This window comes from Paenibacillus sp. J31P316, assembly GCF_056269105.1.
Genome location: NZ_JBWDNI010000002.1, coordinates 1059090 through 1073110 on the forward strand (window position 1 = coordinate 1059090; position 14021 = coordinate 1073110).

At 56.1% G+C, this 14021-nt stretch carries 11 protein-coding genes; 7 read left to right on the plus strand and 4 right to left on the minus strand.

The annotated features are described in order from the left end of the window. Positions 1-231: 231 nt before the first annotated feature. On the minus strand, positions 232-507 hold the full coding sequence (gene yidD, locus AC0YNU_RS10355) for a membrane protein insertion efficiency factor YidD (RefSeq protein ID WP_475755899.1): 276 nt from the start codon (positions 505-507) through the stop codon (positions 232-234). Positions 508-787: 280 nt separating this feature from the next. Between yidD and AC0YNU_RS10360 the strand changes: the two genes are divergently transcribed. Continuing rightward, positions 788-1780 carry a Gfo/Idh/MocA family protein gene (locus tag AC0YNU_RS10360; RefSeq protein ID WP_475755901.1) on the plus strand — a complete coding sequence of 331 codons (993 nt, stop codon included), beginning with the start codon at positions 788-790 and terminating at the stop codon, positions 1778-1780. Between the two features lie 36 nt (positions 1781-1816). Beyond that, positions 1817-2785 (plus strand): helix-turn-helix transcriptional regulator, encoded by a 969-nt coding sequence (locus AC0YNU_RS10365; RefSeq protein ID WP_475755903.1) that lies wholly within the window; start codon positions 1817-1819, stop codon positions 2783-2785. Between the two features lie 172 nt (positions 2786-2957). Here AC0YNU_RS10365 and AC0YNU_RS10370 read toward each other — a convergent pair whose 3' ends face one another. Together AC0YNU_RS10370 and AC0YNU_RS10375 are read right to left on the minus strand one after the other, a co-directional pair. Further along, entirely contained in the window at positions 2958-4955 is a 1998-nt protein-coding gene (locus tag AC0YNU_RS10370) for a copper amine oxidase N-terminal domain-containing protein (protein WP_475755905.1), read from the minus strand. Between the two features lie 160 nt (positions 4956-5115). Further along, positions 5116-5337, minus strand: a complete 222-nt coding sequence (locus tag AC0YNU_RS10375; protein WP_475755907.1) for a hypothetical protein — start codon at positions 5335-5337, stop codon at positions 5116-5118. Between the two features lie 160 nt (positions 5338-5497). Here AC0YNU_RS10375 and AC0YNU_RS10380 point away from each other — a divergent pair, with 160 nt between their 5' ends. Further along, a complete protein-coding gene (locus AC0YNU_RS10380) occupies positions 5498-6148 on the plus strand; it encodes a YktB family protein (RefSeq protein WP_475755909.1) in 651 nt (216 codons plus the stop codon). A gap of 200 nt (positions 6149-6348) precedes the next feature. Here the strand turns inward: AC0YNU_RS10380 and AC0YNU_RS10385 are convergent, their stop codons facing one another. Next, positions 6349-9351: an efflux RND transporter permease subunit gene (locus AC0YNU_RS10385; RefSeq protein WP_475755911.1), complete on the minus strand. Its 3003-nt coding sequence runs from the start codon at positions 9349-9351 to the stop codon at positions 6349-6351. 236 nt (positions 9352-9587) lie between these two features. Between AC0YNU_RS10385 and AC0YNU_RS10390 the strand changes: the two genes are divergently transcribed. Genes AC0YNU_RS10390 through AC0YNU_RS10405 form a run of 4 tightly spaced genes read left to right on the plus strand, consistent with a single transcriptional unit; the run spans position 9588 to position 13936 of the window. Further along, positions 9588-11069 (plus strand): spore germination protein, encoded by a 1482-nt coding sequence (locus AC0YNU_RS10390; protein ID WP_475755913.1) that lies wholly within the window; start codon positions 9588-9590, stop codon positions 11067-11069. Positions 11070-11093: 24 nt separating this feature from the next. After that, on the plus strand, positions 11094-12338 hold the full coding sequence (locus AC0YNU_RS10395; protein ID WP_475756257.1) for a Ger(x)C family spore germination protein: 1245 nt from the start codon (positions 11094-11096) through the stop codon (positions 12336-12338). Positions 12339-12352: 14 nt separating this feature from the next. Then, the gene (locus tag AC0YNU_RS10400) at positions 12353-12598 is read left to right on the plus strand and encodes a hypothetical protein (protein ID WP_475755915.1); all 246 of its coding nucleotides are present in this window, start codon (positions 12353-12355) and stop codon (positions 12596-12598) included. A 9-nt stretch (positions 12599-12607) separates the two neighbouring features. After that, positions 12608-13936, plus strand: a complete 1329-nt coding sequence (locus tag AC0YNU_RS10405) for a GerAB/ArcD/ProY family transporter (protein ID WP_475755917.1) — start codon at positions 12608-12610, stop codon at positions 13934-13936. Positions 13937-14021 lie beyond the last annotated feature (85 nt).

Genomic DNA, 14021 nt, shown 5'->3' on the forward strand with positions numbered 1-14021 from the left:
AAGCTTCATTCGGCTCACCCTCTATCGGGATGAGCAGTCGACCGGTAACGAGGTCAGTCGCCGCAGCCTTGCCGCAGCCCTGTGCTGCTGCTCGGAAGCGGTTCTCCGGGACCATTTTCCACAAGCTGTTCCTTGCCGGTTTCCAGCTGCCCCGGCTCTCTGGTAAGGTCATCGCTTCTGTACTTATCCGTTCATCGAACAATGATATTAATAAGTAAGCTCTTGCTGAAACTATACCGAATCCTTAGAGGCGCTGTCAAGCGCGCCGTCCGCCCGTTTCGCCAGCTCTTCGCGCGTAGGCGGCACGAAGTCGATGCCGCCCGGATGAAACGGGTGGCATCGGCAAATCCGTCTGAACGCGAGCCAGCTGCCTCGAAGCGGTCCATGCTTGTCGATCGCCTCCAGCGCATAGGCCGAGCAGCTCGGGTAGAACCGGCATGTCGGCGGTTTGAGCGGTGATATATAGCGTCGATAAACATGAATAGGCGCTTTGATTACCGTACGCATGACGATTCCCCTTTCTGCCGCAATCGGCTAGGCGCGAAGCTTATTTGCTATCTATCATGACGCAATTGAGCGTCCGCGTCAATTTTCATGCGGCTTTCAAAAAAGCGACAAGCGGTTTGTCGTAATTTTGTATGTTTGTTGTCATGGAAACATATTATAGAGCGATTTTATTTGTGTTACCGTATACAAGTGTCGCATAATTAGAGCATGTAAAACTGTAATGATGCGCCATGATTTTAGCTATCCAAGCAATTCACCCATTATTAGGAGGAATCATACTATGATCCGCGTTGCAATGCTCAGCTATTGGCATGTTCATGCCTGGGACTACACCAAACAAGTGCAAGAAAACCCGAACTCCGAGATTGTCGCCGTATGGGACGAGCTTCCGGCTCGCGGCCAAGAAGCCGCTGCCAAGCTCGGCGTACCGTTCATCGCCGATTTGGACGAACTGCTCGCCCGCGCCGACATCGATGCGGTCGTTATTGATACGCCTACGAATATCCACCGTGACGTTATGGTGAAAGCCGCGCGCGCCGGCAAACATATTTTCACGGAGAAGGTTATCGCGCCTACGCTCCGCGAAGTCAACGAAATCGTAACCGCCGTTCGCGAAGCAGGCGTGAAGCTGACCGTTTCGCTGCCGCGTCTTAATGACCGCTATACGCTTGCGGCACAAGAAGTGCTGAACCAAGGTTTGCTTGGCGAGCTGACGCAAGCCCGCGTTCGCCTGTCCCATAACGGCGCCCTTGCCGATTGGCTGCCGCAGCATTTCTATAACCTCGAGCAATGCGGCGGAGGCGCGCTGATCGATCTTGGCTGCCATCCGATGTATCTGACTCGCCTCTTCCTCGGCATGCCGAAAACCGTAAGCGCAGCGTTCGGATACGTAACTGGCAAAGAAGTCGAAGACAACGCGGTTGCCACGCTTCGCTACGAGAATGGCGCGATCGGCATCGTGGAAGCAGGCTTCGTGAACGCGCACTCCCCGTTCTGCGTGGAAATCCACGGCACGGAAGGCACGCTGCTGTACGGATTGCCGGATGATGTCGTCCGCGTGCGCAGCAACAAGCTGGAAGCTCAGGAATGGGTAACGATCGAACAACCGGCGCTGCGGATCTCCGCATACGACCAATGGGTCGGCCACGTACTGAACGGTACGGAAGCAGAAGAGAACGTTGGACTTGCGATCGATCTGACGAAGCTGATGGAAGCTGCCACGATCTCCAATGCCGAGCAACGCGCTGTTGCCGTGTCCGAGCTTCAAAACTAATTGATACTGCCTAAGGAGATCAAGGAGGCGTTAACAATGGCAAAGCCGTTCGCATACACATTAATGGCCGAGCGCAACGATGCGATCGACCGGCTCGATATACAGTTCCGCTGGGGCGGTTATGGGTTTCGCGTGCTGCGCTGCCACTTAACCTCCTTCTCTCCCGGCAAAATCGTCCGCTTCCATAAACACTCGGAATACGAGTTCCATTTCATTCCGCGCGGCAAAGGCACGGTCATTCTCGAGGAAGCGGTATACCCGCTCCACGATGGCCTATTCTATTTGACCGGTCCGAACGTCATTCACCAGCAGGAGGCCGACGCTCGCGAAGCCATGGATGAGCTCTGCCTGCACATCGACATCGTACCGATCAAGGAATCTGAAGCCGACGGCAATTGGGGAGATCCGTGGGAGCGCCATGAAGCCGAAGCCTGCGTGCGGGCGCTGGACAATTTGCCGCTTAAGCCGCATGTCGACCAGTTCAACGCGATGGCTTGGTTTCTGACGGCATACCGCGCCTGGAACGAGGGTCAGCCCGGCGCGTTCTCCACGATCAAACAGGCGATCATCCAAATTTTGCTGCGCGCCGCACGGATGTCCGCTGCGCCGAACGCAACCTTCGAGCCGCCTTCCCGCAATATCAATGAGCACCGGTTTCGGATCGCGACGCAGTTTATCCATGACAACTACGCGCAGCCGCTCACGCTGCAGGAAGTCGCCGAACGGATTCCGATCAGCGCACGCCAGCTGCAGCGCGTATTCCGCGAACAAGGCGAGGACTCCTTCACCGCTTATCTGGAGAACTATCGGCTCTCTCAGATTTGCTCCGCCATCGTCGAAGGAAGCCGGCCTATCGAGCAGATCGCGCTGGAGCACGGGTTTGCAAGCAGCAACTACTTGTACTACGTGTTCAAGAAGCGGTTCAGCATGACGCCGAAGCAATTCCGCAAGAAGCATGCCGGTTCGGAAGAAGAGCTGGATACATCCGTTCCTGTTCAGGTCTAGAACCGGCGTTCAATGCTTCGTATGCGCGGTGCGGCCGTTGATCGACATCGAATCATAGAGAAAGGCCTCGGTCCCAATGGACCGAGGCCTTTCTCTTATTTACGCATTCGCTTTTAAACCATGCTTATACGTCATTAGCAATTACGTCATGCGCTGTTAGTTCATGCGCTGCTTACCAGCGAAGCTCCGGCAACGGCAGGAATGTCATCGCGATCGGGAGATTGCTTCCTCCCGCAAGGGTGAAGACGAAATCCACCGACTCTTCCGTATTGCCGGTCCGATAAAGCACGGTGGCTTGCGTATTATTCATGAGCGACGCCGTCACGACTTGACCGTTGACCATGAACGCGCCGGTATAGATGCCGCCGCGCGGATTAAGCGCGATTAACGTGCGTGGCGACACATGCGGCAGGTGGAGGCGGTACAGCGTGCCGAAGTTGCCGGTGTTGTACTGCAGCTCCCCTGTCGTATCGTCAATGCCGTCCAAATACTTATCGATCGTCTTGTCGCCGAGCACGATGCGCTGCTCCGTATCGCCGAGCGTATCATTGATGTCGATCGTACGGTCCGCATTGTTGAACGTGCCTCGGACATGGATACCGTCACGCGGCATGACCGACAGGTCCGGCAGCTCCGTTATCGGATTTTTGCCAGCCGCGACGACCACGACGTGGAACTGCAGTTCCTGCTCGCTGTAAATATCCGCGTAGGCGGATAATACATCGTTTAATTTCATCGGCGTTTTGGAAATCTCGGGCAGAATCTCAACCGTTTGATGCGGACGAACCGTGATCCATTTCGGCGCAGGATTGCTGCCGATCGAGGTCAAGTAACGGGCCGTGGACATCATGGCCGTATTGCCGACGCTCGGATCGGGACCGCCGACGCCGATCGAGCTCGTATTCACGTTGACGGGCGTGCCGTTGTTGTTCGTCGCAAGCAAGTACATCTTAACCGGATAGCCGATTTTGTTCACATTATGGAACATGAACCGTACCTGGCCGGTTAGCTGCGCCTCGTATGCGATGCCCTCCTGCAGCAGCGTCTCCGGACTGTTGCTGCGCACCATCTGAGACGGCACGGAGTTGATCGTGTAGCCGATCGCGGGCATTTTCGGGACCGAAGCCGGATCGATGGTAAAGTTACTGCCAACCTTCGTATTCAATCTGTAATACTCGTCTTTGGTATACAGGACCTCGCTCGTTACCGTTACGGCCTTCGTAATCGTCGAGGTAAGCCCGTGACTGTCTTGGACGACAAGCGTGACCATCTTATCGCCAGGCTCGAAGAATACCTTGTCATTCCCCGAGAAGGTACGTTTGACGATCGCGTTCTCGTCGTCCGTGCTCAGGTCGACATAGCCGATTTCCTCGCCAATCCGGTACTGCGCCTTCTCCGTCGTGAAATCCGCTACCGGCGGCTGGTTCGGCGCTTTGACCGTAACGGTCACGGAATAAGGCTCGCTCCATACGCCATTGATGTCTTCGACTTGCCTTGTAATGACGTACGTCCCCGGATCGGGGAACACGTCCATTCTTCCTTCCCAGCGTTCATCCACGAACGGTTGGCCCGTCGGGTTGGTCGAACGATCCACATAGGTGACCATCGTTTGACCCGCGAAAATTTCTTTCGGATTCACCTCGAAGGCTGCCGTCGGCTTCGGCGGAATGACGACCGTCGACCATTTAAAGGTAATCGTCTTCCCGACGACCGCGATGGAGCTGTCTGCCATTTCGCCCCATGAGCGAAGCGGCACCATTAGATAACCGTTCGAAATGTACGGCACGCCGGTCAGCTTCGTCAGCACGCCGTCCAGATAAGCGTAGCCGCTGCCGATTTTGAATACGAGCTCATGCTTGTCGCTCTTCGCGATCGACTGTTTCTTCTGCGCGTCGTACGAAATCGCGTACCCGTAACGGGCAGCAATGGAGCTGAACGGAATAAACGTGCGTCCGTTAATGTTCGCTACCGGCTGCGCGGATTTGTACGGCTTGCCGTTGTGCACCATATTAGCGCTTCCCATCGTTAGCACAAGCTGGTCGGTTACGATGGAAGCGTCAGTCGTAGTTATGGAATCTGCAGAGCCTTCCGCAGAAGCGCGACGTGTCACGGTGTCTGTAAAACTCAAGAATAAGAACGATACGATCAACAACCATTTCAAAGCTTTCATGCAGTGTCTCCTCTTCTCTCTCTCCTTGATGCCTATGCGCGTTGCAGCGGCTTCTGTACGGCTGTCCTTCAGCCTGCCCTGACAACATTAAACGACAAAAGCACCTTAAAAGTTGCGGAAGATAGGAAAGCGACACGGTTTCGACATATCTGGCACTCGATCAGCGGTTTACGCGCATGTTAATAAGAAAGAACGTAACCATGACGATAAACGAAGCAATCGTCACGAGCGCGAACGTCAGGCGCAGCTTCTTCTTCTTAACCAGCCGCTCAGCATCCTGCTCCTGACGAGCAAGCGTCACAGCGCGATGTACGAACAGATACACGATGGCCAACGTGACGAAAACCATATTCGATAAGAACCATAATTGCTGCCAAAACATGAATGACCTCTCCCAACCTCAGGTATACAACCATAACAAGTAGACTACCGGAATCGACACGAGATTGCAAACCTCAGCTATGCTATAATAGACAGAATCAAGCTGCTCTCTGCAGGCAGCGCCAAGCGTTTTTTCTCTGACCGAAAGGATGATCATAACCATGACACTAGCTACCGATTCTATAAAGGGCACGTTTACCGGGTTTACCCAGGACGATTTCGACGTCTTTGCCATACCTGGCCTCGAGCCGAGAATGGACGCGCTCATCTCCAAAATCCGCCCGAAGCTGCATGAGCTCGGCGACCGCTTGACGCCGTTCCTGACGGATATCTGCGGCGAGCCGATGTTCCCGCATGTCGCCAAGCACGCACGCCGGACGATCAATCCGCCGAACGATACATGGGTTGCCTTCGCGCCGGGAAAACGCGGCTACAAAATGTTTCCGCATTTCCAAATCGGCTTGTTCGGCAGTCACCTGTTCATCCAATTCGCGATCATCTATGAATCCGACAACAAGACCGTATTCGCGGAGCACGCGCTTCGGCAGCTAAACGAAATCGAAGGGCATATCCCAGCGCATTACGTCTGGTCGGGCAACCATATGGTGCCTGGCGGCGATACGCAGGAGGAGCTCGGACGCGACGGACTCGCCAAGCTGCTCGAGCGGCTCCGGACCGTAAAAGCATCAGAGGCGCTCTGCGGCATCATCATCGACCGCGACGATCCAATACTCGGCGACGGCGAAGCCTTCCTTGCCAAAGTGGAAGAGACGTTCGGCACCGTGCTGCCGCTGTATAAAATGTCGTTCTAAACGCGTCCCTTCTAGATGACTCCCTTCTTAATGATCCCCTTTAGATGAATCCCTTCTAACCGCTCCCCATCAATGGGTGTCGACTAACCAAGGTTTCCTATGAGAAAAGCCTCGCGCCGATTCGGCGCGAGGCTTTTCTTCTGATCCAACATTTAAATCCTGTTCCAAAGCTAGAAACGATCTTGAATCTCTCGCTATCATTACGCCGCGTGGTTCACGCTCGCGTTGACGCGTTGGCGCTTCGATTTGCGGAAGAAGAACAGCTCGTAGATACAAGGCACGATAACCAGCGTCAGAAGCGTCGCGGCTGCAAGGCCGCCGATAACGACGATGGCCAAGCTTTGCGAGACGATGCTTCCGCCTTCCGTGGAGCCGAAGACGAGCGGGAGCATCGCGGAGATTGTCGCGATTGCCGTCATGAGAATCGGACGGGCGCGAGTCGCCGCCGCTTCGATCAACGCTTCGCGAATCGTCATGCGCTGTTCGTTCTGCTTCACGCGGTCGATGAGTACGATCGCGTTCGTGACGACGATGCCGACGAGCATCAGCGCTCCGAATACGGCGGTAAAGTCAGGCGAGATGCCGGTGACGAGCAGACCGACGACCGCGCCGATTGCCGCAAGAGGCAGCGAGCACATAATCGCGAGCGGCGCGCGCAGCGTCTTGAACGTCAAGACCATGATTAGGTAGACGATGCCGATCGCGACCAGCATGATGATGCCGAGATCCGCGAAATCGGACGATTGGTCAGCCGAAGCGCCGCCGACCGTGAACGTCACGCCGTCCGGCGACTTGAGCGCATTCACTTTCTTCGTAATGTCTTTGCCGACGATCGACAGCTGTTTCGGATCGACATCCACGGCAACGCGGACGTAAGGCTTGCCGTCTTTATGGTAATACACGCTGGCCTGCTCGCTCTTCACGAGCTTCGCGACCGAAGATACGTCCGCCGGCCCGGAAGCCGTCATGATCGTCATTCCGTTCAGGTCGGATTGCGATTTGGGCTCTACGGTAGGCTGCAGCACGACGTTCGTCACGCGATTGTCGATCGTGATCGAACCGAGCGGGACCGGGTTGAGCAGGCCTTGCAGCTGGGAAGCCACTTCTTGCCCGTTCGATTTCGAAGGATCCAACTGGAACGTATAGACCGGTTTCTTCTCTTCTTGATTCGTTTTTACTTTCAGGACATCCTTGACCGGCTTGATTGCAGCAACGACTTGATCGGCGCCTTTGGCGATCGCGTCGAGGTCGTCGCCCGTTACGTCGACGATGACCTGCGTTCCGCCGGAGCCGCTCATGAAGTCCATGGCCCCCGCGTTCAGATCCGCGCCCTTAAACTCGGAACGCTGTCCTTGCACGTCCGCGATCACCTTCTCGGCGTCCGCGCCTTTTTTCATCTGCACCAGGTACGTAACGAGCGTTGGCGACGAGACTTCGCCGTATTGAGCGCCATCGGAGCTGTTGCCGTTCTGCATCAGCACCCAATCGATCTCGGAGCTCTTCGTCAGGAACGATTCCAGCTTGCGGCCGCCTTCGACGACGGCATCATGCGGCGTCTCGCTCGGATACTCGAGCGTAATATTCAGGTTGGCTGCGTTCGACGAATCGATAGCCCCCTTCGGCATCGACATGTAAGCGCCGACGGAGCCGATCAGCAGGACGACGGCGACTACGAGCGGTACCCATTTGTGCGCCAGGCACCAGCCCAGGAAATTCGAGAAACGTTTCGAACCTTCGTGTTCTTTCATCTTCGTGTTGCGCAGCAGCACGGCGCTGAGCAGCGGCACGACGGTCAAGGCGACCAGGAGTGATGACAGCAGCGAGTACGTAACCGTCAATGCAAACGGCAGCAGGAACGCCTGCAGCGAGCCCCGCAGCAGTCCCATCGGCAGGAATACCGCGACTGTCACCAGCGTGGACGACGTAATGGCGGTCGCCACTTCCTTGGTCGCGTCCACGATCAGGCTGACCGAGAACGTTTCTTTTTGCAGCCTGCGGTAAATGTTCTCGATGACGACAATGCTGTCGTCCACGAGACGTCCGACCGCGACCGCGACGCCGCCCAGTGTAATGATGTTCAGCGTCACGCCGGACATTTGCAGCAAGTACAACGTAATGCCCAGGGACAGCGGGATCGAGACGATCGTAACCAGCGTCGCCCGGATGTTGCGCATGAAGAGCAGGATGACGATCGTCGCGAACAGCGCGCCCATCAATACTTCGCGAAGCATGGAGTTGACGGAATGCACGACTTGTTCCGAGGTGCTCGAAAGCACTTTGATGTCGACGCCCTTCATGTCCTTGTTCAACCGCTCTACCGTATCTTGCACGGCATCGCCGACCTTAACGGCATTGGCATTGGCCGTCTTGGAGATCGTCAGCATCAGCACGTTCTTGCCGTTCAGGCTGCTGATGCTCTCTTGCTGGTTCTCCAGCTTCACTTCGGCTACGTCGCCAAGCGTAACGCCCTGCGCGACCGGGAGCTTGCGAAGCGTATCCAGATCGCTGACGTTCGCTTCGACGATAATATTGCCGGATGCGCCATCGATCGTTTTCTCACCGATGGAAGCCGAGACGCTCCGTCCTTGCAGCACGCCCATCAGCGTTTGGTAAGGCAAGTTCTTCGCTTCGAGCTTCGCTTTATCCGGAATGATTGAAATGCTCGGCGTGGATTTGCCGCCAAGGGATACTTGGCCCGCGCCGTCGACTTTCTTGAACTCGTTGATCAATTCCTTCTCGACTTGCTCCCGATCGGCTTCATTCACGCCGTCAAGTCCGACGGATACCCACGAAATCGGAATCATCGAGGTATTGAACTGCACCACGTAAGGCGTCATGACGCGTTCAGGCAATTGCACGGCGCGGACAGCCGTCTCGACCTCGGCCTTCGCTTCTTTCATATTCGTTTTGGAATCGAACGCCAGATCGATTTTGGAAAATCCGTTGCCGGACGACGACGTCATCAGGCTTTTGCCTTTGACGAACTGCAGGGCGTCCTCCAGCTTATTCGTCACTTCGGTTTCCATCGATTTGGCATCGTAGCCCGGGCCGATCGCGGCGACCGTGACCATCGGGTTATCCGCCTCCGGAAGAAACTCCATCGGGAGCCTGAAGTAACTGATTACCCCCATCGCCAGCGCCATTAGCACGACGAGCTTCATTGCGGCTTTGTTATTGAAAGCCCATTTCGTAATCCACTGCATTCTAATTCCATTCTCCCTTCGACCTATGGTTCTCCTAAGAACTCCTGGATAAAGTCTACCTTTTTCCAGGGGATTTGCGTAAACGTCTGCAGACCAGTCTTTATCCCCGACCTAAGACGGAGGCGGAACCGCGTCCGGCGATGTACCTCAAGCCCGCTTCCGCAAGTCCGATGCATAAAATCCGGACGATTTTGGAACGCTGTTAACCAAGCGCAAGCTGGAAAGGAAGGGATGTTATGCCAGCGCCGATATTCTTGAATATGGACGCGAACCTCGCTTATATCCGTTCCCGTTTCTATCCGTGCTCGGATTTGACGATGTTCCAATGGAATTACGGACCCCAGCACAAGCTGCGGGCGCTGTCCGTCTACTTCGATACGCTCGTGCTCGACAAGCGTACCAACTTCTTCAGGCAAACGCTCCAGGATCTCATCCCGCATCGGGTCGGCGACGGCAGCGAAGTGACGCTCGAGATGATCGTTCGCCTCTTCCGCCAACATATGACGACGGAAGAATCCGCCACCCTCGTCGACTCGCTGGAGCAAGCCGTGGACTTCATTCTAAGCGGCTGCCTGGTCATCTTCATCGACGGCTGGGACCATGCGATCTGCTATCGGACCGGCACCTTCGAGACGCGGCAGGTAACCGAGCCCGTCACTGAACCCGTCGTTCAAGGCCCGCGGGAATCCACCGTCGAGAACATCAAGAAAAATATCGGCATGATCCGCAGGCGAATACATAGCCCGAACGTCAAATTCAATTTCATGCAAACCGGCGGAGAAGCGCATACGACCATCGCTTTCGGCTATATGCAAGGAATCGTGGATCCGGCGACGCTCGATGCCTTCTTGACGCGCCTCGGTCAGCTTCCCGACGGCGACGTGCTGGAAACAAGCTTTATCGAAGACATTCTGGAAGAACGCACCTGGACGCCTTTCCCGCAATTCCGTTACACGGAACGTACCGACGTCGCCGCCTCCTCCCTGCTGAACGGCAAAATCATCGTGCTCGTGGAAGGCACCGGCAGCATTCTGATCTGTCCCGCGAGCTTCTTCGAGCTGATGCAATCGAGCGAGGACTTCTACCAGCGAACCCTGATGGCCAATTTCATCCGCATTCTGCGTTTTGCCGCGTTCATGATCGCGCTCGGCCTGCCGAGCTTGTATATCGCCATCTCGACGTTTCATGCGGAATTGATCCCTACGGTGCTGCTTCTCGCCGTCGTGGATTCCAGGGAAGGCATCCCCTTCCCCGCGTTCGCCGAAGCCATCATCATGGTCTTCATATTCGAAATACTGCGGGAAGCGGGCATCCGGCTGCCGCGCCCGGTCGGGTCGGCCGTCAGCATCGTCGGCGCGCTCGTCATCGGGGAAGCCTCCATTAACGCCGGCATCGTCTCGCCGATCATGGTCGTATGCATCGCGCTGACAGGCATCGCGTCGTTCGCGCTGCCGCAATACAATTTGGCCGTTTCGCTGCGCCTGCTTCAACTGCCGCTCATGATATTGGCGGCCATGCTGGGCATTTTCGGCCTCATGATCGGCTTCTTCCTGATGTGGATCCATTTGATCAGCCTCAAGTCGCTTGGCGTGCCTTACCTGAAGCCGCTCGCGCCGTGGACGATCGGCGAATTGCAGAACACGTTATACCGGAAACCGTTGAAGTCCTTAATGAAGTCAAACAGGCGGAAGGGTCCGCAGCTGAAAGGGAAATCCTAACGAACGGAAGGCATGGTGGTGCGCATGGCAATTCGGGCATCGGCTTTGCTGGCAGTCCTGCTGCTGTGCGGGCTCTGCGTCTCGGGCTGCGGCGACCGGGCCGAACTGCCGGACAAGGCGTTTGTGTTGGGCGTCGGCATCGACGATTCCGAAGACGGCGAGGTGCTGGTAACGTTCCAGGTGTACAAGCCGTCCCAATCGGTCGCCGCAAAAGGAAAACCCGGCAAGCCGTACATTAACATCCGCACCAAGGGCACGTCCGTCATGGAAGCGATTCGCGACATTACGATCCATCTCGGCCGCAAGGCGCAATTCAGCCACATGCGGGTCATCCTGATCAGCGAACGGCTTGCGCGCAAGATTCCCATCACGCAGCTGCTCGATATGTTCTATCGCGACAACGAGCCCCGCCTCACGAGCACGGTCATGATCTCGAAGGGCAGAGCGACGGATTACTTCGACCAAGTACCGTTTATCGAAAATACGATCAGCCAGCAGTATTACTTGAGCGAGAAATCCGAGCAAAACTTCAGCGGGAAGACGATCGGCACAACGCTGCTTTCCCTGGCCCTGCAGCTGCGCAGCGAATCGGCAATCGGGGCGATTCCGTATCTCGCCGTGAGCGGAAAGGAAACCGGCGGCGAACCGGGCGTCTCCGGATTGATGCTCGTCCAGAACGACATCGTGACGACCAAATATTCCGGACAGCAAACGGAAGCGCTGATGATGCTCCTCGGCCATTACAATAACGGCATCATCGAAATTCCGTGCCAGTCCGGCAAGCCGCGGGACGACGAAGGGAACGGGGACGAAGAAACGGGCGGGGAGGACGCGGGGGGCGGCGAAAGCACGAATCCCAAACGTCTGAAGGAATCCGCCGAAGTGCTCCGATTCTCGAGTACGCGGACGATCGAGCTGCGCGGCGGCGAAGTAAAAGCGCATTTCCGCGTTCACACGGCCGTCGCGACGCTGGAGCTCGCCTGCACCAAGCTCGACACCGAAGCGGAAGAAACCGCCTTCGCGGACAAAATATCCGCGGAAATCGAACGCCAATTGCAGCAGTCGCTAAAGTTGCTGCAGCGGAACAAAGCCGATCTGCTCGGCATCGGCAATGATATCTACAAGCATCATCCGCGGCTGTGGAAGAAATGGAAGCCGGACTGGCCGGACAAATTCGCCGCGATCGATGCCGATTTCGAGGTCGATACCGTCATATTGACGCATGGCACGACCGCCGGCCGTTCACTGCTGGCAACCCATCCCGATTAACGGAAGTGACCGCCATGTTCATTGTCATCTTGATCTTATGCGTCGTTTGCATGATCACGGCCGACTACAAAGACGGCGTTCGGGAAGGCCCCCGGCCGTCCAGGACAAAGTTGACGTACGGCCTTCTGCTTGCGTTAACGCTGTACCACATGGCCAATGCGACGGGGCTGATTCAAGGAATAACGTATTACGATACGGCGAACGCGCTGTTCGGCCCGGCCGCGGACGCGCTGTTCAAATGGTTTAAACTGAGGGGGTAGGTAAGCGCCATGGGGAAAACAATCACGGCAAATCAAGCCGCTTTGCTGCTGTTCGTTTTTCTGACCAGCTCTTCGATCATCAATATCCCTGGACCGATCATTCAGTTCGCGGGAAACTCGGCCTGGATGAGCATCCTGTTGTCGGCTGCGGGCGGCATGCTGACCGTCCTTCCGGTCATCATGCTGGCCAAACGCCATCCCGGCCAAAACTTCATCGAGTACAGCCGAAACATCGTCGGGGCGCCGGTTACGATCCTCTTCGGCCTGCTCTTTCTCTACTACCAGATCCATATGGGGGCCGCCATCGTCCTCGATATCGCCATGTTCCTGAACAGCTCGATGATGCGGAACACCCCGTCGTATTGGTTCATTCTCCTGTCCTTCCTCGTCGCGGCGCTGTCCGTGCGTACGGGCATCGACAAAATGACAGGGCTGTTTCCCGTTCTGATGGCCAGCGTCATGCTGTTCGTGTTGTTGGTCACGCTCCTGTCCATCCACAATTTTTCGTTCGGCAATCTGCTGCCCGTCATGCCCGATGGCCCGAAGCCGCTCCTGCAAGGCGTCTACGCCTCTTTCGGCTTTCCGTATTGCGAGGTTGTGCTGTTCTCCATGATTTTGTGCTACGTGAAAGCCTTCGGGAAGAGGTTCGAGTTCAAAGCGCTGCAGGCCGTGATCGTCAACGCCCTTTCGCTGTCGGGCGCTACGGTCGTCACGATCCTCGTCTTCGGGCCGATTGCCGGAGACCGGAAATACTCGCTGTTCGAGGTCGCGCGCACCGTCAACATCATCGACGTCTTCTCCCGGATGGAAGCGCTGATCGGCTATTCGCTCATTCTGGCTTCTTTCATGAAGACGACGATCGTACTCTTCACGGCCCATCAGACTTGCATGCACCTGCTCAAGCTGAAGCAGGACCGCATGCTGATCTTCCCGCTTGCCCTGTTCATGGCGGCCATTTCGCTGGCCGCGGCGACACGCGGCGAAACCAAGTGGCATTACGAGGTAACGGCCATCCATCCCCTGTGGGGCTTCTCGTTCGCGCTCCTGCCTCTCCTGATCGTCTTTGCCGTTGACATGATGCGCGGAAAGAAGGACGACGGCAAGACGCCGCAAGCCGATACGGGCCAAGCGAATTCGCCGCAAGCGACTAACACGCCGTCGAATTCACAGCAATCGGATACTGAGCAGTCGAATTCACAGCAGCCGAATTCACAGCAGTCGAATTCGCAACAGTCGGATTCACAACAATCGAATACATCGCAAGTGGATGCTTCCCTATCGAATACCATGCAAGCGACTCAAATGAACGCGCCGCAAGGGAATACGTCGAAGTCGTAGGCAACACATCGGCGCGCATGGGACGGTTTCAAAAAAAAGACATGTCCTCCGAATAAAATGAGTGATTACTCACTTCTATTTCGAG

Coding starts and splice junctions, on each gene's coding strand:
- AC0YNU_RS10380 (WP_475755909.1), top strand. CDS start 5,498: ATGACACTAGCTACCGATTCTATAAAGGGCACGTTTACCGGGTTTACC.
- yidD (WP_475755899.1), bottom strand. CDS start 507: ATGCGTACGGTAATCAAAGCGCCTATTCATGTTTATCGACGCTATATA.
- AC0YNU_RS10390 (WP_475755913.1), top strand. CDS start 9,588: ATGCCAGCGCCGATATTCTTGAATATGGACGCGAACCTCGCTTATATC.
- AC0YNU_RS10385 (WP_475755911.1), bottom strand. CDS start 9,351: ATGCAGTGGATTACGAAATGGGCTTTCAATAACAAAGCCGCAATGAAG.
- AC0YNU_RS10400 (WP_475755915.1), top strand. CDS start 12,353: ATGTTCATTGTCATCTTGATCTTATGCGTCGTTTGCATGATCACGGCC.
- AC0YNU_RS10375 (WP_475755907.1), bottom strand. CDS start 5,337: ATGTTTTGGCAGCAATTATGGTTCTTATCGAATATGGTTTTCGTCACG.
- AC0YNU_RS10405 (WP_475755917.1), top strand. CDS start 12,608: ATGGGGAAAACAATCACGGCAAATCAAGCCGCTTTGCTGCTGTTCGTT.
- AC0YNU_RS10360 (WP_475755901.1), top strand. CDS start 788: ATGATCCGCGTTGCAATGCTCAGCTATTGGCATGTTCATGCCTGGGAC.
- AC0YNU_RS10395 (WP_475756257.1), top strand. CDS start 11,094: ATGGCAATTCGGGCATCGGCTTTGCTGGCAGTCCTGCTGCTGTGCGGG.
- AC0YNU_RS10365 (WP_475755903.1), top strand. CDS start 1,817: ATGGCAAAGCCGTTCGCATACACATTAATGGCCGAGCGCAACGATGCG.
- AC0YNU_RS10370 (WP_475755905.1), bottom strand. CDS start 4,955: ATGAAAGCTTTGAAATGGTTGTTGATCGTATCGTTCTTATTCTTGAGT.